Below are 21,478 nucleotides of genomic sequence, written 5' to 3'. Positions count from 1 at the left end.
ATTAATAAGGAGAATTTCGAATTTCTGTGATCACCTGTGTAAATAGATTTAAACTTTTGGGATCGTTTGGGTCAACAGTTTGAAAAGCCATCATAGAATGATCACAATCGGCTATATCAATTTGTTTGTAGGTTAGATTTCCAAGCCTTGCACTATTTCGAGGAACAATTCCATCTGATTGAGTAAACCCTGCATTCGATAAAATCGTACACCCAGTATTATAATAAAAAGTTTCTCCATCATTACAACCGCTCATTACCCCTGCAAAACTGACAAACTTTCCATTTAGGTTGTAGTTCAAATAGGATTGGTTGATCACATCAAGGACAAGATTCTCAGCCCCATTCAAATTGGATTGGCCAGAACCTTGGTTGGTATATCCCAGTTCGGATCCACCTTGAGTTCCCACAAGGTAATTTCCTAGGTCATTTAAGAAAGGGTTACTTGCTAAAAAACTGGGTGTTGCAAATGGAGATCCAAATTGAGGACTAGCCAAAGTGACGACCAATCGAACGAAGGGAAGGTTTCCAGTGTCAGGAGATAATGCCACACGAGTCACAAGCCCTCCCATCGAATGGGCAATAATGTAAACCTGATCGGAATCGGTAAAATTGACACGTAACGTGTTAAAAAATTGTTTTCCATTGATTAGAATACTATTGGAAGTTCGGTAAGTATATACATAGAAATCAAATTCGCTGTTCGCTGAGGCCCTGCCTTCTTGAAAGTGAATCAGCCCATTGGAAAATGTATTTTTTATATTTTGAATTTTTTTCTCATCGTTTGTGATGGGGTCAGAATCTCTTTCAGCAGGATTCCAGCCATGAATCAAAACGATCTTTTTTTTCCCAGACTTGGGGAAAAACTCAGAAGATATAAATTGTGAATCTGATAAGTTCCTTGAAAAACCAGGGAAAAAACCATATAACTTTTGGTTGGGATTGGGCAGGAGGCCAAGAAGAGCAAATAAAAGCACTTCGTCGTTTTTTTTCTCTTCGGAGACAAATTCCTTTCGATAGAAGTCGTAAATACAAGATGGAAATACGAAAGTTCCAATCAAAAGATTTAAAACAAAAATAATAATATTTCGCCTAACGCGAAACATTTTGTACCCGATCCAAAGTGATTCCGCAAGCAACCACTACATTTAAAGATGTTACAGAACCAAATAGTGGGATCCTTGCTACATAATCTGCTTCTTCTAATAACAACCGTTTAACACCTTCACCTTCATTCCCCATAATGACCGCCATCTGAGATGCATCAGGCAAAGTTTCCCAAATAGCTTCTTCACCTTCCTCGTCGGTGGCAAGAATCCAGTATTCATTTTTTTTTAAAAATTCCATCCCGTGCATCAAGTTTGCAACTCGGTAGATTTGTAAATGATGGACCGCTCCCGCAGAAACCTTTTCCACAACAGGAGTAATTGGCGAAGTATCCCGATCGGACATTAACACATGTTTCACGCCCATACATTCAGCGGTTCTCAGAATATTCCCAAGATTCCCAGGGTCCTGGATACGATCCAATATGAGAATTGGGCCTTCGCCGGCCTCTACATTCTGTTTAAATTGTTCAAACCCAAGTGATGAAAACGATTTTTGTTTTGTACGAATGATAACATAACCTTGGTGGTTTTTATCAGACGCAATGCGATCCAGCTCTCTCGTGGAAACCGTAGTAAACTTTACGGAATTTGGAATATATCCTCGGATTCTTTGTTTTTCTTCATTTCCCATCGAATCTTTGACAATGACTTCTCGAATGGTTTTTACACCTCGTTCCGGAGCCATCTGTTCCAAAGATTCTAAAAATTCGTAAAAATTTCTTTTACCAAAAAGTATTTCTACTGGGCTTTTTTCCATGTGGTTTTTCCTTCTTTTGTGTCAGCGAGAAGGATTCCTTTTTCTTCCAACTCTTTACGAATTTTGTCGGCAGTAGAGAAATCTTTGTTTTGTTTTGCGGTTTTTCTGGCTTCTATTTGTTCCAAAATCCAATCTTCAGTTATTCCATCCAAAGACTGGATTTTTTTCTCAAAGGAAAAAACAGCAAAAAGTTCATTTGTTTTAAAAAACAATAATAGAGCTTCTTTTAAAAATAAAGAATCGGAAAGTTCTTTATTCGAATCCAAAAACTGGTTCACAATCCTTACGAGTTCAAAAACAGAAGCAAGTGCTTTGGGAACATTTAAATCATCTGCCAACGAACTCAAAAACTCCAAATTTAGTTTCTGTAATTCGGGAACAGAAAAAACAAAATCCTTGGAAGATTTCGGAACCTTGTCCCATAATTTCCCTTCATCTAAAATTCGATAAATAGTATTTTGAATTCTTTCCATTGCCGTTTTGGATTCTTCCAATTTACTCAAAGAAAAGTTCAACTTACTTCTGTAATGTGCTGAAATCAAATGGTAACGAATGGAATTTGGATCATATCCTTTCTCTAAAATGTCTCGTAAGGTATAAAAATTTCCCTTACTTTTTGACATTTTTTCTCCATCCACAAGGAGATGTTCACAATGTAACCATACCCCAACAAACTCTTCGTTCGGATAAGCCCCGTAACTTTGAGCTGCTTCATTTTCATGATGGGGAAAGAGAAGGTCAATTCCGCCGGTATGAATGTCAACGCCGGAACCATACACTTTGCGAATCATTGCGGAACATTCTAAATGCCAACCAGGACGACCCGTTCCGATTTTCGTATGCCAACATTTTTCTTCTTCGTTCTTTTGGTTTTTCCAAAGAACAAAATCACGAACATCATCCTTTTCATATTCATCTGCATCGTATCGAACACCAGACTTCATCCCGGAAACATCGATTTTCGAAAGTTCCCCATAACGACTAAATTTTTGAATGGAAAAGTATAAACTCCCATCCTTTTCGTAAACAAGGCCGTTCTTCTGAAGTGTTTCAACAAGTCCTACCATGTCTTCAATAGATTCAGTGGCTTTTGGATAGTGTTCTAGTTTTTGAACATGAAGGGTTTCTAAATCTTTAAAAAAGGCTTCTGTCCATGGTTTAGTAAACTCTTCGACACTAATTTTTCTTTTGATCGATTCATTGATGATTTTATCATCAATGTCTGTGATGTTCATGGATTGGTTGAGTTTATATCCACCGAGCAGTAGAGAACGGCGAAGAACGTCCACAAACAAAAACGAACGAATATTTCCAATATGAGCAAAATTATAAACAGTTGGCCCACAAGAATAGATACTTACATTCAAAGGATCCTTCGGTAAAAAAGGTTCTTTTTTTCCTGATTTGGAATTCTGAAATACAAAGGGAAGTATTGTCATAAAGCAAAAATTTCTTTAACAAATTCCAAGTTGGCTTGGGGTTGTTTGTCTTTTCCAGCTTCATTTCCTTCCGTTGGATACAACTGCATACGTTTATCACAATTCATATGATTAAACAAAGCAAAGGTGGATTTTGGATGAGAGATCACATCTTCCATTCCGCAAGAAAAGAGAGCAGGGATTTTGATTTTTTTGGCAAAGTTCAAAGCATCGAAATAAGCCAGTTCTTTTTTATAATCTACTTTTTTAGTGGCCCTTTTTTCTAAAAAGGGAGTGAGTTCACGAATCCAAGGATTCCCCTTTAGAGAAATTTGGTCCTTATCAATATAACAAAAAGAAGGTGTTTCGAGAATCAATCCTTTGATTCGATCGGAATAGGCTGCACCAAATACTGATAAGGCGGAACCTAAAGATTTTCCATGCAAAATGATTTGGTCTCCGTCAATCCCGTCGGTCAAACGCAAAAACTCAATTGTACGAATTACGTCCAAGTAGAGTTTGCGCATGTAAAAATCTTCTTTTTGATCAAGTCCATGAGCAAAATAATTAGGTGTCCAACCAATAAGTGCTTTTCCAGTAGTTGGGTCGAGGGGAGCGTGAACCATTTCCTCACCATGTCCGCGTAAGGTGATATGGAGTTGGGCCACACCCAAATCGGAATAACCTTTTTGGATTTCTTCTGGAACAGCTAAATAGTCATGAAAGTAAACAACAACGGGTCTGTTTCCTCTTTTTCGAGGAATTGCCAGCTTTCCATGTAACACGTGATTGTCGATACTCTGAAAACTAATATCATTAAGAGATTCCCAAATAAACGATCCTTTCAAAACAGTTTTGTACGTTGCTTTGATCGGAACTTTTTTTAATTCGACTATCCCTGCCTTCCAGAAACTATCCAAGTCCGATGGTGGGTCTAGTTTTGGAACCGTTTGAAAACATTCGTCAAAACTAACGGTTTGAGGCATGAGAATCCAACTTAGGAGAAAATTGATTTAAAAAACTATACATGGTTTGCAGCAATAAAACTGAGATCGTCATCGGACCAACACCACCAGGTACAGGAGTATAATAAGAAGCTTTGTCTTTTGCTTTGGAGATCTCAATATCGCCAACGTTGCCAACATTATAACCAGCATCCAAAACGACTGCACCTTCCTTAATCCAATCTGCTTTAATAAATTCTGGTTTCCCAACAGCACCAACAACGATGTCCGCTTGTTTCACAAGATCTGGTAAATTTTTTGTTTTCGAATGACATAAGGTAACAGTGGCATTTAAGTTTGTAAGCATAATCGCCATTGGTTTTCCAAGAATAGGGGACCTTCCCACAACAACAGCATGTTTACCAGAAACATCGATTCCATATTCCTGAAGCAAAAGAACCATCCCATACGGTGTGCATGGAAAATAGGCTTCACTGTTCATTGATAGTTTACCAAAAGAAATGGTGGTGACACCATCAACGTCCTTTTCTAATGCAATTTCATCAAAACAAAGACGTTCATCAATTTGATGCGGAACTGGATGTTGTAAAAGGATTCCGTTCACTGAATCATCCGCATTCAGTTTTTTAATTTCAGCTAACAACTCTTCTGTGGTTGTTTCTTCTTTCATCCGAACATAACGAGAGCCCATTCCCACTTTTTCGCAGGCCTTAACCTTCATGTTCACATAGGTTTCGGATGCGGGGTTATCCCCAACAAGGATGGTCGCAAGAGTCGGGACGCCTTTGCCTTCGGATTTAGCTTTTGCTAGTGTTTCTGCGATTCGATTTCGAATTTTTTCGGAAATCGCTTTACCGTCTAATAGGATGCTAGATTTCATTCTGTAAGTTCAAAATTTCAGAGAAAATCGAACTGGCAAACAGAAAAAACCATCCATGACTCCAAGTTTAGATCCATCACAATCCAATTCTCCCCATTCCGCTGCTACCGTTCGTTTCCAAGGTTGGGTCCAAGGACTCCGTGGAAACAACCATGTCCAATTCCTCCAACTCCGGATGGACGGTAAGATTTTTCAGATAGTGGCAGAAAAAGAATTTTTGGGTGAAGAAACATTCAAAGATGTAAAGGCTCTCCCGCAAGAAACTTCGCTTGTCGTCATCGGAGTGTTACAAGAGAATCCCAAAGCACCCGGTGGTAGGGAACTTTTCCTACATTCCTTTACGGTTGTCGGAGAATCACACCAATATCCCATCACACCCAAAGAACACGGGCCAGATTTTTTACACAACCATAGACATCTCTGGCTACGATCGAAAAGACAACTAGCCATCCAGAGGGTACGTTCCGAATTGTCTTTTGCCATCCGTGAGTTCTTTCGTAACGATGGCTACACTCTCATAGACACACCCATCCTGACAGGATCCATCGGTGAGTCCGCCGGGACTTTGTTTTCAACGGAATACTTTGATCTAGGACAAGCCTACCTAGCCCAAACAGGTCAACTTTATCTCGAAACTGCTGCCTTTGCCCATTCCAAAGTGTATTGCTTTGGTCCAACGTTTCGGGCTGAAAAAAGCAAAACAAGAAGGCACTTAACTGAGTTTTGGATGCTTGAGGCAGAAACTGCTTTTCTTGGCCAAGATGGAAACTTGGATTTACAGGAACGATTTGTCAAAACAGTCCTCCAAACGACCATTGAACGAACTTTAGAAGACTTAAAAACTCTGGACCGGGACCCAGCTCCTCTTTTAGAACAATTAAAAAAATCATTTCCCCGAGTGGACTACGGCGAAGCAATCCAAGTTTTGCAGACAGCTGGTGAAGAAATTGTTTGGGGTGAGGACATCAATTCGGAAAGAGAACAAATCCTGACGAACCATTATGGGAACGCCATCTTCATCCAAAATTTCCCAAGGGCGATCAAAGCCTTCTATATGAAACAAAATCCAAATGACCCCAAAACCGTTCTCTCTGCCGATTTGATCGCACCTGATGGAATTGGAGAGATCATTGGTGGTTCCGAAAGAGAAGAATCTTTTGATAAAATCGTAGAACGATTACAAGAAGAAGGCCTCCCTCCGGAAGATTATTCTTGGTATTTGGACCTACGCAAATATGGCTCCGTTCCGCATTCCGGATTTGGGATGGGTCTAGAACGTGTGATCGCATGGATTTGTGGTTTGTCCCATATTCGGGAATGTATTCCTTTCCCGAGGATGATTTACAGACTAAGTCCATAATTTTTCTTAAAGGAAATTTTGTGCACAAACCGATCTTTTTATAGAAAGAGAGGAACCTTATGGCACAGCAAGCAACCCAAGTTTTAAATACATCCATCGAGAAGGAAGCTTGGGATTTATATGAGGTAGGATCAAACGAAGATGTCGTTGTTCTTGCAAAACGTCATCCTGAGAACTTTTATATCCAACATCTTGGTTATTTGGCCTTGTATGAACTGACAGGAAGAGTGACTGTCGCTGCACCAAAAGGAATCTCAAACCTAGCTCCTCTTGTCGATGCTATCCAAAATCATGAACTTGGAAAAACAACAGATGCATGCAAAAATCTAAACTTATATTTTGCCACACAAACAAATCCTCTTTGTTTTTCTATCATCCAAACTGCGATTAAAATCTACTTCCGTGCAGAAGCTTATGAAGATGCGAAGTCTATCATAACAAGATACAAAAAACAATGGAATGATAACTCCTTTGTCAAAGAAGAACTAATCTCAACATACTATTTAAAACGATATGATGAAGTGATCAAAGTATTCCGTGATAACATGAAGTTGTTAAATGATTCTGATATCCATAAACTTGTGGGTATGGCACTTCTCTTTTTGGATCGTCACAAGGAAGCAAATCTAATTTTTGAAAACATTCCTGGTAAATTGAATCTACCAAGTTTTGAAGAAAAACGAAAAATGTATGATTCCGTTTACAAAAAAATAGCAGAATTAGAAACAAAAACTAGTTCGTTGGCTCATAAGGATTTAGAAGACATGGGTTTTGCTTATCTCTTTCACGGAGACTATGTAAAAGCAGAAAAAATGTTTTTATCTCTTACTGAGAAACTAAAATCAAAACTCTGCAACGTGTAAGATTTTTTCGAGTTTCGGGGTGGCTTAGTAACTTGGCCGCCTCGTCAGTGGGAATCACAAGATCGGTTTGATTTTTTCCTGCTGTAGCAAGTGCTAAAACAAAATATGGATTTTTTCCAACCTTCGCTTCAATTCCTTTTCCTAATTGTTCTTCTCTGTACACAATGTACCCTGTTTCCATCGCATAGGCTTCTTTAACATAAAGAGGGGAGTATATGTCTAGGCCTCTGTCTGTTTGGATCTTAGGGAAAAGTGCATGTTTTAGATTGAGATGACGTGCATCTACTACAAGGCCTGAAAATTCCACCGGAACAACTTCTTCACTAAACTCAGGAACAGGTTCTGTTCCGTATTCAAAAGGAATATGGGCAAGGATTCCATCCTTTCCTTTCAGCGGCAAACTAGCCTTTGCTTCCAAAACATTTTTTACAAATTGAAAATCGTATTCTTCTTTTTCTGAACCTATATAAGAATTGAGTCGAAGCCTTGCTTGTTGGTTCACTTGTGTGTATTCGTACACGGTATAATCTGCATTGAAAAAAATTGACTCTAACCTTTGGCTGAGTCGCACGCGGAGTTTTTCTCGGGCTTTTTTCCTCGCCATGGAATGGGCTTTCCCTTGGCTAGTAGCTGTGTTTTTACCAGAGAATTCAGGGTCATCCTCATCAAATACTATTTTGGGAATGGTTTCTTTTACGGAAGAAGTCACGACAAGGTCTGTCCAATTGACAACTGAGGAATAAATATCCTTATCTTGAATGGGTTTTGAACCAAGAGAAACAGAAAGGAGTAAAGCCAATAATGGATAGATTCGTTTCATAGTTAAGACTTCGGCAAAAGTTGGAATTTTCTTTCCAATTCGTTAAATTCTGTAATGAGAGGAACTCCCTTTGGAAGACTTTGCAAGACGTTTTTTCCGTAGGACTTTGTATGTACACGAGGGTCAAGGATACTGACCATTCCTGTATCAGACTGGGATCTGATGAGTCGGCCAAATCCTTGTCGCAAAAGCAAACAAGTTTTAGGGACCTGCATTTCCCAAAAGGGACTTTTCCCTTTCCGTTCCATATCTTCCATCTTTGCCTGGAGCACAGGTTCTGTTGGGACTTGAAAAGGAAGTTTTGTCACAATCACATTGCGAAGTTTATCACCCTTTATGTCCACACCTTGCCAAAAACTAGAGACTCCAAAAAGGACACTTTTTTCATTGGCAAGAAACTCTCGTTTGGCGGCAATCGGTCCAATTTCTGTCTGCGAAAAAATAGGATATGGAACCTGATTCCGTAACTCTTCATAAAGTTCTGATAATAGTTTATTGGATGTAAAAAGGACAAAGGCATCTCCTTCGGAAAGTTTAAGAAGGCGTGCGATCCAATAAGAAAGATCTGACTTATTTCGTTTTGGGTCTTGGACAGGATCTGCGACTTGTTTTGGTACAAACAATAGAGAGTGTGTGTTGTAAGCAAAAGGCGAAGCCAGTGTTTTTGTTTTAACCTCTGTTGTTCCCACTTCTTTTAAAAAATACTGAAAGTTTCCCGCAGTAGGAGAAAGTGTGGCAGAGGTCATAACAACTGAATCCATATTGGGAAAAAGTGAATTTGCCAAAATTTCATCTGTATTTTTCGGTTGGGAGAATAAATAATAAAATGGATCTTTTGCTGATTGTGGGGGCGGTTCTATCCAAAAAACCAAATTAGGATTGGATTTCAGTCGGAAATCATTTAAGAAAGAGGAGGCTTTTTTTAGGTTTCCGGAAACCATCTCTAACCCAAGAGCCATTTCCTTTTCTTCCATATCCTCACTGTCTTTTTTGTATTTAGAAAGAAGACCTTCTAATTGGGAGGCTAAATCAGCTAAGGTATCTTCTAAGGCTCCATTATCCAATTTAATTCGTTCTGTATGACGAGTAGAAAACTGATTGAATTGTAGAGGGATGGCAGAAAGTAACATCCGAAAAAAATCATTCGCATAACCAATGGAAGCCTCCACCGACTTCATGATTTTTTCACCGTTTTTTAGCTTTAAGACAAGCCCTGTACGTTTTTCGGGAAAATAAAGGTAATGGAGGAGATTCATCAGGAGATCATAACGAATTTCAGATCCAAAGGCCTTTCCTACAATTTCAGGGAAAGCATGTGCTTCATCAATGACCAGTTGCGAAAACGGTGGGAGGAGTTTAAAATCCCCTGCCAAATGACTTGCAAGTAAGTGATGGTTTACAATCAGGATATTGGCTTTTTTCCATTTTTCCTTTTCTAAAAAATAATAAGAAGAACTAAAGTTGGGACAATTTCTCCCCAAACAATTGTCAGACTCACGTGAAACCGAACTCCAAAAGGAATTCGATAAATACCCATCATATTCTGCTCGGATTCCTGCCGTAGTTTGTTTTTCCCAATTCACAAAGTATTGGATGGAAGATTCCATTTCTGGACCAAAGTCACCCCGTTCCATCACTCGATTGTATTTCCGTTTGCAAAGGTAGTTGTTGGCACCAAGAGCCACCATTGCATTGACTGAAACGCCAAGAGCTTCTGCTACTAGTGGGATATCTTTATATAATAATTGGTCTTGTAAGGATTTTGTTTCGGTGGAAACAACCACGGTACAATCATTTTCCAATGAAAATAGGGCACTGGGGATCAAATACGCAAGGGACTTTCCAACACCAGTCCCTGCTTCAATTACCCAATTTGACCCAGTGTTAAAAGCAGACTCAATGGAAGTTGCCATTTCCATTTGTTCTTTTCTGACTTCATAATCCTTCCAAAGTTTTGGAAGTTTGTTTGTAAAAACAGATTGTACGTCCAATCGTTAATGCCTATTGCGAAAAAGAAGAATGATACAAACAACAGTTAAACTGATCACAGAAACAAGAGAGATTGTCATGATCAGAATTCCTTGCCAATTTAGTTCCCCAGATGGAATCATGTGACCACCTTTCCTTTTTTGTGACCCAAGGCTTTGGAAACTAAAACATAAATAAATCCATAAATCAAAACAAGTCCTATCACTACAGAACGAGCAACAATTGCTTTGGTTTTGGCATCTTCTACACTTTCCCCTTTGATTTCAGCGAGGGAACCCATAACTTCTGGATTCATTTTATCTAAATATTCAGGTAAGTTCATGTAACAAAAAGAAACAAAGATAAAAAGTAAAAACCAGGGAGTGATGTATTTCAAAACAAACTGAATTGATTTAGGGAAGGGAATCAGACTACCTTCATTCGCATCTTTGACTCCGTTTTCCACGCCAATCTTAAAAACAAAGATAAAAATTTGAATGGAGGCCAAGATGTAAATCATAATGGTTCCAATATAAAAATCGGCAATATCAAGTGCTGCAAAATCTTTGTTAAAATAAATGATTGGAAGGCAAAGACAAAACGTAAAAAGAAATAAAAGTAGGGAAGATTTCCGTCTACCGATATGAAATCCTTCTTCTAAAAATAAAATTCCAGGCTGCAACATTGTCACAGAGGAAGTGATGGCAGCAAGAAACAATACAAGAAACCAGAGTCCTCCAAAGAAGGCTCCTCCAGGCATCATTCCAAACACGGAAGGTAAGGCAATGAATCCCATTCCAAAAGTCCCAAAGGAAGTCACTTGCATTCCTAAAAATAAAAAAGCTACGGGAATGGTGATCATCCCACCAAACACAACCTCTGCGAACTCATTCAAAGAAGCAGAGGAGAGACTCGACAAAACCACATCGTCTTTTTTCTTTAAAAAACTAGAAAACACGAGAGCAATCCCAAAACCAGTTGATAAAGAAAAGAAAATTTGTCCTGCAGCACTGATCCATACCTTAGGTTGGGTCAGTTTTGACCAATCTGGGTTCCACATAACGGCAAGACCTGATTCAATTCCAGGAATTGTTAGAACACGGATGAGAATGATGGTAGCACAAATTCCCATTAGCGGCATCGCAATTTTTGCAAAAGCTTCGAGTCCTTTGGAAAGACCGCGATATACAAGTAAAAAGTTAAACAAAACGCAGAGTAAAAAAAATACAATGATAGGAGACTGAAAACTGGATCCATTTGCTTCGGCACCAGTTAAATGCATAAAGAAAGTAGAAGCTTGTTTTGTCATCGCATCTTGGGTTGAACCTGTGAGGGACATTTGCCCTGTGAGAAAATAATAAGCATAAGCCAAACACCAAGATTCGATAAAAACATAATAAACGTAAATCATCACAGGAATCATCACGCCAATGGTCCCAGAAAGTTTGAGAGGGAATCCTTTTAAGTATTCACGAAAGATAAAGGGAGTGCTATGTCCATGTTTGCCACCCATCCTGCCCATGGTCCATTCTGCCAAACAAACAGGGATTCCCAAAATGAGGAAACTTGTGATATAAGGAACCATAAAGGCACCACCACCATTTTGTACGGCTTGCCCAGGAAATCTCAAAAAATTTCCAAGTCCAATCGCACCACTTGCTACAGCCAAAATCAAACCGATACGACTGGCCCAGCCATCATGGTGTTCCACTTGTCTCTTTTCCATCAGGGACTATTGAATGTATTAGGAATTATGTGACAAAATCTTTTTGTAGAAGATTGAGAAAAAGCAAGGCTTTGACACCTTGCTTTGGTGATTTTCAAATTAGCCGAGAAATAGCTCGTTTTTTTCCATTTTTAGAACTTTGGAGACCAGATTTTTAAAATCTTCAGGTGGTTCCAAAAGTCCCAGTTCTACTTTTGACAGAAACGGAGTGGAAACCTTCAATTTCTTTGCGAAATCGTATTGTTTGATTCCTAACTCACGTCGGACTGCCCAAAGTTTATTTTTCAATCCGTTGGAAAACTCAGGGTAGATGTCTTCCACAGCGCTTTCGTTGAAAAGCTTATCAACAGAGGTTTTGAGATATTTTGCACAAGACGACTTGAATTTTTCAGTCGGATCTTGGGCTCCAGTCTCAATTTTGGATAGGTAACTTGGAGAAACTCCCAGCGCCCTTGCCATATCGTACTGTTTGATCCCTCTCTTCTTTCGAAGCATGTAAATGTGATTGTTCATTTATCCCCCCTAACAGTCAGAATATGTCAAATATGGCAAAATTCAATAAAAAAATTTTGCCATACTCCAAATCTTACAAGGGCTATAATGTAACTTCTTTTAAACGATCAGAAGCAATGACCAAGTTGTAAGTGGTCTTTAAACCTGCGACTTTTTGTTCAATAAAGGAATTCCTTTGTGCACCTTCCATTTCCGATTTGATTCTCTCACGAACTGCAGGATAAGGCTTAGGAATGCGATTCTGTGGGTTTTTAGGATCTGGGTCTGCATAAGCGTACATTTTTCCCGCTTCATAGGCATCTCTCATTTGTGCTTCTGTTACAGTCACAGGAATGGCTTTGATTTCATCTTGTAGCGATTTTAACGCCAAAGAAACTTTCATCTTATCCATCTGCATGATATACCCAATCTCCGAACCAACATCTTGCACTTGGTCAGAGGTCTCTGCAATTTTTCCTTGGAGGATGGTAGACTGAAACAAATTCAACATGTCCCAAGTTTTGGATTTTTCATCTTTGTATTCTTGTTTTAAAACGTCTGGAATGGCTTCAAAGTCAGATGTTAAATCTTTCCAAGTGTAGTTTTTGCCATCACGAGCAGTATATAAAGAGTAATTTGGAGTAAAAATTTTTGGATCAATATCATTTGGGCCCGAAAAACGAGGAAGGTTTGCAACAGTAATGCCACTTTCTTCTGTGATTCGTTTTAGTTCTTTTTGATACAATCCTTGCTCATATTCTTTCATCGTATGAGAAGCAAACTGGTTTGCTTTGTCAGCAGATTCACCTTCGGTAAAGTAAGCAACAGAAGCCTTTGTTTCAGCATCTTCGTGAGATTTTCCGTATTCAGTTGCTTCTTTTTTGAAATCATCAAAAATAGATGTAAAATATTTTTTTAATCTTTCTGGATGAACCTTTTCTGTTCCGGTTGCACGAACAACGTATGCAATCCTACCTTCACCGGCTTTTGCATAAGAAATAAAAGTTCCTTTTTTAGCTTTTTTTACTTCTGTTAGAATGTCTTCCAAAGGAGTTTCCGCACAATTTGTGCAAAAAGGTTCTAACTTACCCGCAATCGGTCTTCTGGTAATATCTTCCGTTACCTTGGAAATTTCTTCTGCAATTTCTTTATCCGAAAGTGAATTCAGTTTTGTAGCTAAGGCTTCTGCGTTTTTCAGATTCGTTGCTTCATCTTCACCACGAACAAGCGCTAGCTGAAGATTTACAAATTCAAGAGGTTTTTCTTTTAAACCGTTTTTAACATACTCTCGCATATAAACGTTTAATTTCAAAAACTGGTTCACTAATGATTCAATTTTTTGAACATCTGCTTCCGCAACTTTTTTGGAAGAGATTGCATCTTTTAGTAAGATTTTTTCTAAAGCGATACTTTCTAAGATTTTGGCTTGGATGTCAGCACTGATTGGTTGCGGTTCTGTGTTTCCTCTTTTAGAAGCCTCAATCACAAAGTTCATTTCTTTGCGTGTTACAGTTCCACCATCAAATGTCGCAAGGATTTCTGAATCCTTGGAGCAATTGAGAAGTGATACGAAGATCAAACCGAGTACGGGACCCAGAGTGAAAAGTTTGTTTAGATTCATTGGATATCCTTGTCTATTTTCAGTATTATTTAATATTTGCGAACAGGTTTTTCGGGCTTTTTGGAATCCGAAACTGGTGGAGTAGGAATAACCGGTTTTTCTGCAATGACAGCAGTTTTTTTGACCAAAGGTTCGGAACGAGAAACGTTTAATTTGAGAATCTCCGATTTTTGATCCTCTAATTTGTTCATTTCCGATAAAAATGTTTCTTTCAGAATGGGGGAATATTCCCTATCGGAAGCTAGGCGATCCGTCAATTTTTTTAGTTCGACGACATCACGATCCAGTTCTTCTAGTTTTTTGTATAAATGGGCAACCGTTACCTTCAAACTCCACTCCTTCCAAAAGTTTTATTTACTTGCAATAGAGTGCAAGAATGAAATAAGAAAAATAGAATTTTTTATGAGCTTAGACGATTTAGTAGTTTCCACTGAAAAAATAGACACTGTGTATGTAACCAAATTGCAGGGGAACCTAAATAACTTCACTGCTGAGAAATGTATCAAATCAGTACTCAATTCCTTAAAACATGGGTCTGTCATTCTGGATTTGGAAGAATTGAATATGGTCACAACCCAAGGAATCATCGCTTTCAAAACTCTCAGCGAAGAAGCCTTCCTTCACAAACATAAAATCATCTTAGTCAATCTGCCGTTAAGCGTTAGACAAGCTTTTTTAATGGCAGGAGTTCGTAATTTATTTCCCATAGCAAACAATGAAGAGGCCGCATTTAAAATGGCCTCAAGACCCAGCAGGTAAAAACGTGAATTCAGGATTTAATTTTTTTCGTAAAATTTGGCATGTGCTCGGGCTCATCATTCCCGTGACTCTTTTTTTTGATCCCTTTAAGGATGCCTTTGGCCTTGTATTTGCAACACGTGCCATTCTCGTCACAGCCCTTGCTGTCCTACTGATTGCTTTGTTTGTATTGGAATTTGTTCGATTGAGTCATTCCGGCTTTGAAAACTTCTTTTACAAATATTTTGGATTCTTAATGAAAGAATCAGAAAGAAAAAGATTCAACGGAACCGTTCCGTATTTTTTTGCCAACTTCCTTGTTGTTTTGTTTTTCCCCGCTGAAGTTGCCATTCTTGCCATTCTCTTTTTGGTCATTGGAGATCCTTTTGCCGCCTATGTTGGCAGTAAGTATGGGAAACATCGATTTTACAACGGAAAGTCTGTTGAAGGGATTATCGGTTTTTTGATTCCTGCCTTTTTATTTTCCGTCCTTGCACTGTTTCTCATCACAAAATCCCAGCCAGGAAGTTTCCTTGCTATTTTGGATGACCAAGGAAACCTTCTTTTGACTCCGATTTACATTGTATTCCTTTCTGTCCTATCCGCTTGCGTAACAGAGTTTTTTGCAAATACTACTGCCAAAGGACTCATTGACGATAACCTTCTTATCCCAATTGTAGGAGCTACTGTACTTTCTATATTGTCCTTGTTGTGTTTGGATTATACACCGACGGATTTTTTCTTTGATCCAAAGGCTCTCTACATTCAAAAGTAAAGGTGGTTACTTCCAACGAAGTTCCACTGTTCTCTGTTTGGTGATTGGTTCCATACCTGGAACCATCACTTTGTATTCCAAAGAAATGACTCCTAAGTCCTCCAATTGAAAAGGGGACTTATCGATTCCTTTATGTCGAAACTCTTCCTTTAAGAGTGCACCCAAATAATGAAAAGAAACCACTACATTGTTTTGGAATAAATTCCCTTCCATTCGTTCGGAAGAATTTCCATACTTCAAATAGGCAACATACCCGGAACGAAAAGATTCTTTTCCAATTCCGTTATATGGTTTTGGCAATACAAGGCGAAACCCAGGAGTTTCTCTTGCCGTAAAATATAAAAAATTTCCAAAATCTTCGTAGGTAGGATTTTCTTTTTTAAACAATTGTTTATCTAGATAAATCACATCTTTTTCTGTTTTGGGTTCTGTACAATCTAAGGGTTCATTAAAGTTATCACAAAATTGAAACGAATTAGTTTCTAACCTTCCACAACCTAAAATCAACAAACAGAAAATCAGATTCAAATTTCTCATTTTTATATTTGTGAAAATTTGAGACAGTGGCATTGAATTAAGATTTGAATTTATTAAATTCATAAGATTCCCTGAGAGTGTTGAAAAAATAACTCACCTCTCTTTCTCGAAAGTAGTTTTGTGCAGATTCAGCCACCACCAACTGACTTCTAGAAAAATGATAAACAGTCTCTCCATAAACACCCTGGAATAGGTATGTCCGGTGGAAGTCATCTTTTGATTTCGCAATCACAATGTTATGCGAAGTGACGTATCCCGGAATCAGAAGCACACTCTGGTCCTTTTTTTGTAATAAAGATTGGAATTCCAAACACTCTTTCTTTTTTTCTACCAGTTCTTCTCTATGAATTCTTTGTTTGAAGGAAAGGACTTTTGTAAACCGTCCAGGATAAGCAAATTCCCTTTCTGTTTCATCAGGGGTCCATTTGGGAAGGGAGACTGATTCATAGAGAATTTTAGAAAACCGTTTTTCCGCTAAAGCCTTCAGCTCAAAAAGGATTCCTTCCTCTTGGTAGGAAAGAATCACAAAAAAGGAGGCTCCCGGCGGTCTTTCTAAAATCTCTTGCGGCATGGTTACTCTTCCGTCACTCCCGTAATAGTAAATCCATCCAGAAGCATATAAGGTACAAAAGAAGACTCACCGAGAAGTTCTCCTTCTTTGGAGATTGCTTCAATTTGGTTTAATGCATCAAAAGCATTTCCCACAATTTGTACCTCTCGGACCGGGATCTTTTCTCCATTTTCTAATAGGTATCCACCTTTGATCACTCCTGAAAAATCACCCGAAGCCCCATCTTTGGTTCCAGAGATCCGGTTCACAAATAGTGTCTTTCCGGGAAGTTTCAAAAACTCATCTTTTGAAGATTTTCCCGGGGCAATTTGTAATTGTTTGGGACCACAACCAGGGAGGCTTTGGGCTCCACCTGTGGCACAACCATTGGATTTAGGAAGCCCTGCTTTTTTTGCTTCGTAGGTATTATAAAAGTAAGTTTCCAAAACTCCCTCTGTCAGCACTGATTTTTTTGAAGTGGGGAGGCCTTCACGATCAAATCCAGTGGAACCCATAAAACGATCGTTTGTTGGGTCATCCCAAATCGAAAGCAGAGGAGATGCCACTTTTTCACCTAACTTCCCTGCCATTTTGGATTTTCCTTTGCGTAGGCTTGTTCCGTTTAAAGAACCTATAAAAAGTCCGAGAAAAAATGAATACACAGCCTCAGGGGGTAGTAAAACCTTTCCTTGAAATCCAGAGATGGGTTTGGCATATAACGCTCCCATACATTTGTCTCCAAAATTCATAAAGGCTTTTTTCCATAAAGTTTGGAACTGGGTTTTGTCAAACCCACTGGCAGAATCATAGTCAAAACTACCGACTAAATCTCCATCCACACCCATTCCCATCACCGATGCGGAAAGCTCAGCACCTAGTTCATGGGCCATCACACCTTTGGAAGAAACAATCAGTTTATAACCTTTGCTAAGCGAAAAGTCTCCTGAGTCAATATTGACTTTGGAATACAAATCATTTCTCCATCCGAGAGCTTCTTTCGCGGATGCTACCAAATCTTCAATTCCCATAGAATCTAAAGAATCATCATATTGGTTAAAATGATTCTGGATGGATTCAGGTTCCGGTAGGACTAAATCCAAATCAGGAGTGGATTGGCTTTTAGCCAAACTGTAAGCTTCTTCAATGGACTGATAAAGACTAGGGATGTGATTGGAGATAATAAAACCTTGGTTTCCCTCATGAATCACCCGAATTCCGAACATATTTTCTTCGTTCGCAGTACAGTTGTTTAAGTCATTTTTTTCTAAACTAACGTCCTCCGAATATCCGTAACTGGAATAAATCTCTACCTGATCGATCCCATTCGTTTTTGCTTTTTTGACTAAATTAGAAAGTAAATCTTTTTGGTCGTTCAAACGTTTTTCAATCGAATTACGATCCATTATTTACCACCTAATAATACTTTTGTGCGAACATAAGGTCCACCCGCATCTACTTTAGCAGGTTGTCCTTTCCCACAATGCCCTGAACCCAAATCCCATTTGAATTCTTTAGAGACCATATCAACATTTTGTAAAACATCAAAGGCAAGGCCTGAAACAGTCACACCTTTTAAAAGATCCGTGATCTTTCCATTTTGGATGCGGTAGGCTTTTTGCACGGCAAACATAAATTCACCTGTCGCATCCGCTTGGCCATTTTTTGCCCCATCCAGATAGTAACCATCTTTTGTGTTGGCGATCATTTCTTCCAAACTGGAATTTCCTGGCATAAGGAAAGTGTTTCGCATGCGAATGAGAGGAACATCACCATACTCCCAAGCCCTTGCCGATCCCGTTGGTGCCACTCCAAATCGTTCAGCTGTTTCTCTGTTGTGGAGGTAAGAAGAAAGGATTCCGTTTTTAATGATGACTGTGTTTGTGGGAATGACTCCTTCATCATCTACAGGAATGGAACCACCAGCTCCTTCGTAATATTCCGAATACCCAGAGTCGCATAACGTCACCAAGTCGGAACCAACTCTATGGCCAATTTTTCCTTGGGCCACAGAACCTGAGAGAACAAAGTCTGCCTCCACCGTATGGCCAATGGCTTCGTGAACCAGTAATCCCACAATCGATGGGGATAAAATGACAGTGGAAAGTCCCCCGTCAGGTAAAGAACTGGAAAGTAAATCCACAGCTGTTTTACAGGCTTCGTCGGAAATTTCTGTGGGAGATTGGGAACGAAATAGGCAGTCCCAACCGCCTGTCACTCCTATGGAATGAGAACCAGATTCCATCTTTCCGTCTTCTTTTGCGACAGCGGACACTCGAAATTCAGGTCTTACCATACTAAAAAAACTATCAGCGCCGTCAGTAGTCACGATCGCTTTCTCTTCATAAATTTCAGAATACCCACAGCCCACGGATTGGAGTTTTGCCGATTGTTTGGCGGCAGCATTTTGGATGTCGAGAACGAGTTTTAATTTTTCTTCTACAGTTCGGTTACGAAAGTCTTCAATCCCTTTGCCGATAAAATCACCAATAGCAAAATTTGCTTTTGGTAAATTGGGAATTTTTTCCTTTCTAAGAGCAGATGATAAACGCGCCGCTTTTTTTGCTACTTGGATGGCATTTTGGATGGAGGATTTGGAAATATCACTAGTAGATGCAAATCCCCAAGTTCCCGCTTCCAAAACACGAACACCGACACCTGTTCTTTTGCGTAGGGCAGTGGATTCCACACGTCCCCTTTCGGCAAAGAAGGAACGACTTTCCTTATGGTGGTATCTTAGTTCCACAAATCCGGATTCTTCCGCCAAACATTCTCTTAATAGGTTTCGCATACATCCCTTCCTAAAATTTTAATTACTATGATGATTACGATTTGATTTGGGAATCAAAAAAATCGAGTAGGATCCGTGGAAGCCATCTTCCTTCTGGATTGTCCGGAGAAGGGTCACTGATAAATCCAACATGTCCCCCTTTTTCCGTAAGAACCGTTTGTATGAGCGGGTAGGATTTCCAACGAATTTCATGCCATACTTCGGAAGGAACCACCGGATCATCGTCGGCATGGACAATCAGGCCAGGTACTTTGATTCCACCTAGGTATTTGACGCTGGAACAAATATTGTAATATTCCAAAACATTCGCATAACCAGAAATTGGTGCTGTGAAAAAATCATCAAAATCAAAAAAAGACTTACTACGTAACACTCTTTCTTTCATTTTATCCGAGATTTCATAAACCCCTGAGGTTACTTTTTCTTTCATGGTATCCAAAAAATGATCCCGGTAAAAATTTCCAGCTCTTGAATCAATAAAGTCACAACTACGTTTTAAATCCAAAGGAGGGGATGTGGCCGAAAAGGCCTTCGCATAATGTTCCCTTTTTTCTCCAAAAAATTTGATCACCAGATTGGCCGATAAAGAAAAACCAGAAACAAATATAGATTTTGAAAAATGTTTATATATATATTTTAAAACTACTTCCAAATCTTCCGATTGCCCGGCATTGTATGGTTTTTTGGCAATTCCAAGTCCACGACCACAGTTTCGCAAATTCATTCGCACGACCCCATAACCGCGGTTTAGTGCTTCTTTTCCGACACTGACCATATAATGAGATTCAGAACTTCCTTCCATTCCATGAATGAGAAGTAAGTAATATCCATTCCATTTGGAGGCTTTTTTTCGAACTAAAGAAAGAGGAGGGTTGTGTTCCAACCAAAGATGATCCCCAGACCCATCGTTTGTGGGAATGAGGATACTCTCTGAATAATACTCATCCTCGAGCGAGTTGTCTGGAGGAAAGAGTACGTTGTAGACAGTTTGTAAATGTCTACCTTCTAAAAATCTTCTGGGTTTGAATTCTCTGTTAGACGACGTCAATTGTGTTTACGATCTTATCTACAATCCCGTAAGCTAATGCTTGGTCGGCATCCATATAATAATCTCGATCGGTGTCTTCGACCAATTGTTCGTAGGTTTTGCCACAAGCATCCGCTAACATTTGATTGAGTTTTTCCTTAGTTTTGACAATGTCCTGAGCATGGATGAGTAAATCCGTAGCAGGAGCTTGGATTTGTCCGCCAATGGAAGGTTGGTGGATCATCACTCGACCATTGGGCCAAATGTAACGATTCCCTTTTTTCCCGCCAATGAGAAGGATGGAACCCATAGAAGCTGCCATTCCCATACATACCGTATGCACAGGTGAGGAAATCATTTGCATTGTGTCATAGACAACAAGGCCTGAAGTAACCACACCACCAGGGCTATTGATATAAAACGTAATTGGTTTTCCAGGATCTACCATTTCCAAATACATGAGTTTGGCGGTGAGTTCCTTGGAGGATTCGTCAGTGACAGGACCCCAGAGAAAGATTTTCCTTTTTTCCAGGAACTTCTTTCCCATGTTTTTATCGCTAATGAGATCTTGGATGGTTTCGGTGATTTCTTTTTCTGGTGTTTCTTCTTCTGCCATATTAATTCAGTCTTTTGTGATTAGACATAGGTTGCAAGCGTTTCAGCTTGAAGTAAACGCCAAGAATCAGGAAAACACTGAAAGAAATAAAAAAGAAACGTAATAAAAAGAGGGGTGGTTCTTTCCATTCCCCACTGAGTCCAGCGGTGCGTAATGTCGTAGCCGGAATCAACTTTGGTTTTTCCGGTCTTTGCGAGATTGATTCTTCAAATTTCAATACATGTGCAGTTTCAGAAAGTAAATAGTACTTTCTTGCTTCCTGTTCCAAGGCATAAGCGTCGTTTTTTAGGCGACGTTCTTTTTCTTCCAATCCTTGGTTTTCGACCACAAGCCTCTCTACCTCTGCATTGAGATTTTGTAATTCTCGCTCAAGGCGCATACGTTCAGCAATCCCTGACTCGGACAAAAGTCCGAGGTAGAGACCAGCACAAATATACGTTACAAGTAAAGAGGCTTTGGTTGGTGTCAT

The 21,478-nt window shown here is 39.3% G+C and carries 22 protein-coding genes; 4 read left to right on the top strand and 18 right to left on the bottom strand.

Annotation, left to right across the window (positions count from 1 at the left end):
• Position 1: 1 nt before the first annotated feature.
• The 5 genes from EHQ47_RS14485 to folD are packed head-to-tail and all read right to left on the bottom strand — an operon-like array spanning position 2 to position 5,128.
• Positions 2 to 1,105 (bottom strand): esterase/lipase family protein, encoded by a 1,104-nt coding sequence (locus EHQ47_RS14485; RefSeq protein ID WP_135777448.1) that lies wholly within the window; start codon positions 1,103 to 1,105, stop codon positions 2 to 4.
• The gene (gene rlmB, locus EHQ47_RS14480; RefSeq protein ID WP_135693359.1) at positions 1,092 to 1,865 is read right to left on the bottom strand and encodes a 23S rRNA (guanosine(2251)-2'-O)-methyltransferase RlmB; all 774 of its coding nucleotides are present in this window, start codon (positions 1,863 to 1,865) and stop codon (positions 1,092 to 1,094) included. Before rlmB ends, EHQ47_RS14485 begins: the two co-directional genes overlap by 14 nt.
• Positions 1,847 to 3,298, bottom strand: a complete 1,452-nt coding sequence (cysS, locus tag EHQ47_RS14475; protein ID WP_208727452.1) for a cysteine--tRNA ligase — start codon at positions 3,296 to 3,298, stop codon at positions 1,847 to 1,849. Before cysS ends, rlmB begins: the two co-directional genes overlap by 19 nt.
• A 2-nt stretch (positions 3,299 to 3,300) precedes the next feature.
• Positions 3,301 to 4,269 carry an acetylxylan esterase gene (locus tag EHQ47_RS14470; protein ID WP_135777446.1) on the bottom strand — a complete coding sequence of 323 codons (969 nt, stop codon included), beginning with the start codon at positions 4,267 to 4,269 and terminating at the stop codon, positions 3,301 to 3,303.
• Positions 4,253 to 5,128, bottom strand: a complete 876-nt coding sequence (gene folD / locus EHQ47_RS14465) for a bifunctional methylenetetrahydrofolate dehydrogenase/methenyltetrahydrofolate cyclohydrolase FolD (protein WP_135777445.1) — start codon at positions 5,126 to 5,128, stop codon at positions 4,253 to 4,255. Before folD ends, EHQ47_RS14470 begins: the two co-directional genes overlap by 17 nt.
• Positions 5,129 to 5,183: 55 nt before the next feature.
• On the opposite strand from folD, the gene asnS reads away from it, so the two are divergent.
• Together asnS and EHQ47_RS14455 are read left to right on the top strand one after the other, a co-directional pair.
• The gene (gene asnS / locus EHQ47_RS14460) at positions 5,184 to 6,488 is read left to right on the top strand and encodes an asparagine--tRNA ligase (RefSeq protein ID WP_135777444.1); all 1,305 of its coding nucleotides are present in this window, start codon (positions 5,184 to 5,186) and stop codon (positions 6,486 to 6,488) included.
• Between the two features lie 59 nt (positions 6,489 to 6,547).
• Entirely contained in the window at positions 6,548 to 7,351 is an 804-nt protein-coding gene (locus EHQ47_RS14455) for a hypothetical protein (protein ID WP_135749094.1), read from the top strand.
• On the opposite strand, the gene EHQ47_RS14450 is transcribed toward EHQ47_RS14455, so the two are convergent.
• The 6 genes from EHQ47_RS14450 to EHQ47_RS14425 form a co-directional block, all read right to left on the bottom strand.
• Positions 7,314 to 8,171 (bottom strand): hypothetical protein, encoded by an 858-nt coding sequence (locus tag EHQ47_RS14450; protein WP_135749095.1) that lies wholly within the window; start codon positions 8,169 to 8,171, stop codon positions 7,314 to 7,316. The two genes, EHQ47_RS14455 and EHQ47_RS14450, sit on opposite strands and share 38 nt — an antisense overlap.
• A gap of 2 nt (positions 8,172 to 8,173) precedes the next feature.
• Positions 8,174 to 10,162: an ATP-dependent DNA helicase gene (locus tag EHQ47_RS14445; protein ID WP_135749096.1), complete on the bottom strand. Its 1,989-nt coding sequence runs from the start codon at positions 10,160 to 10,162 to the stop codon at positions 8,174 to 8,176.
• Between the two features lie 116 nt (positions 10,163 to 10,278).
• Positions 10,279 to 11,865 (bottom strand): sodium:neurotransmitter symporter family protein, encoded by a 1,587-nt coding sequence (locus EHQ47_RS14440; RefSeq protein ID WP_135749097.1) that lies wholly within the window; start codon positions 11,863 to 11,865, stop codon positions 10,279 to 10,281.
• Between the two features lie 99 nt (positions 11,866 to 11,964).
• Positions 11,965 to 12,360: a helix-turn-helix domain-containing protein gene (locus EHQ47_RS14435; RefSeq protein ID WP_015678327.1), complete on the bottom strand. Its 396-nt coding sequence runs from the start codon at positions 12,358 to 12,360 to the stop codon at positions 11,965 to 11,967.
• 100 nt (positions 12,361 to 12,460) lie between these two features.
• Positions 12,461 to 13,978 carry an LIC12015 family putative lipoprotein gene (locus tag EHQ47_RS14430; protein WP_135749098.1) on the bottom strand — a complete coding sequence of 506 codons (1,518 nt, stop codon included), beginning with the start codon at positions 13,976 to 13,978 and terminating at the stop codon, positions 12,461 to 12,463.
• Between the two features lie 29 nt (positions 13,979 to 14,007).
• Positions 14,008 to 14,307 carry a hypothetical protein gene (locus EHQ47_RS14425; RefSeq protein WP_135749099.1) on the bottom strand — a complete coding sequence of 100 codons (300 nt, stop codon included), beginning with the start codon at positions 14,305 to 14,307 and terminating at the stop codon, positions 14,008 to 14,010.
• A 73-nt stretch (positions 14,308 to 14,380) separates the two neighbouring features.
• Here EHQ47_RS14425 and EHQ47_RS14420 point away from each other — a divergent pair, with 73 nt between their 5' ends.
• Positions 14,381 to 14,737, top strand: a complete 357-nt coding sequence (locus tag EHQ47_RS14420) for an STAS domain-containing protein (protein ID WP_015680691.1) — start codon at positions 14,381 to 14,383, stop codon at positions 14,735 to 14,737.
• A gap of 4 nt (positions 14,738 to 14,741) precedes the next feature.
• Positions 14,742 to 15,491, top strand: a complete 750-nt coding sequence (locus EHQ47_RS14415; protein ID WP_135777443.1) for a diacylglycerol/polyprenol kinase family protein — start codon at positions 14,742 to 14,744, stop codon at positions 15,489 to 15,491.
• 6 nt (positions 15,492 to 15,497) lie between these two features.
• Here the strand turns inward: EHQ47_RS14415 and EHQ47_RS14410 are convergent, their stop codons facing one another.
• From EHQ47_RS14410 to EHQ47_RS14380, 7 genes are read right to left on the bottom strand one after another with little or no spacing between them, the layout of a single operon-like run.
• Positions 15,498 to 16,091: a hypothetical protein gene (locus EHQ47_RS14410; RefSeq protein ID WP_135777442.1), complete on the bottom strand. Its 594-nt coding sequence runs from the start codon at positions 16,089 to 16,091 to the stop codon at positions 15,498 to 15,500.
• The gene (locus EHQ47_RS14405; RefSeq protein ID WP_135777441.1) at positions 16,066 to 16,599 is read right to left on the bottom strand and encodes a DUF4416 family protein; all 534 of its coding nucleotides are present in this window, start codon (positions 16,597 to 16,599) and stop codon (positions 16,066 to 16,068) included. The genes EHQ47_RS14410 and EHQ47_RS14405 overlap by 26 nt, the downstream gene beginning before the upstream one ends.
• A 2-nt stretch (positions 16,600 to 16,601) precedes the next feature.
• Positions 16,602 to 17,981 carry a TldD/PmbA family protein gene (locus tag EHQ47_RS14400; protein WP_135777440.1) on the bottom strand — a complete coding sequence of 460 codons (1,380 nt, stop codon included), beginning with the start codon at positions 17,979 to 17,981 and terminating at the stop codon, positions 16,602 to 16,604.
• Positions 17,981 to 19,366, bottom strand: a complete 1,386-nt coding sequence (locus tag EHQ47_RS14395) for a TldD/PmbA family protein (protein ID WP_135777439.1) — start codon at positions 19,364 to 19,366, stop codon at positions 17,981 to 17,983. The genes EHQ47_RS14400 and EHQ47_RS14395 overlap by 1 nt, the downstream gene beginning before the upstream one ends.
• Positions 19,367 to 19,400: 34 nt before the next feature.
• A complete protein-coding gene (locus EHQ47_RS14390) occupies positions 19,401 to 20,414 on the bottom strand; it encodes a YheT family hydrolase (RefSeq protein WP_135777438.1) in 1,014 nt (337 codons plus the stop codon).
• A complete protein-coding gene (locus EHQ47_RS14385) occupies positions 20,401 to 21,009 on the bottom strand; it encodes a ClpP family protease (RefSeq protein ID WP_135632313.1) in 609 nt (202 codons plus the stop codon). Before EHQ47_RS14385 ends, EHQ47_RS14390 begins: the two co-directional genes overlap by 14 nt.
• A gap of 1 nt (position 21,010) precedes the next feature.
• Positions 21,011 to 21,478, bottom strand: coding sequence for an FtsB family cell division protein (locus EHQ47_RS14380; protein WP_135777437.1), 468 nt, complete (start codon positions 21,476 to 21,478; stop codon positions 21,011 to 21,013).

The organism is Leptospira bourretii, assembly GCF_004770145.1.
GTDB lineage: Bacteria > Spirochaetota > Leptospiria > Leptospirales > Leptospiraceae > Leptospira_A > Leptospira_A bourretii.
The sequence above is the reverse complement of the archived record's forward strand: the minus strand, read 5'-3'. Positions and strand labels throughout refer to the sequence as shown.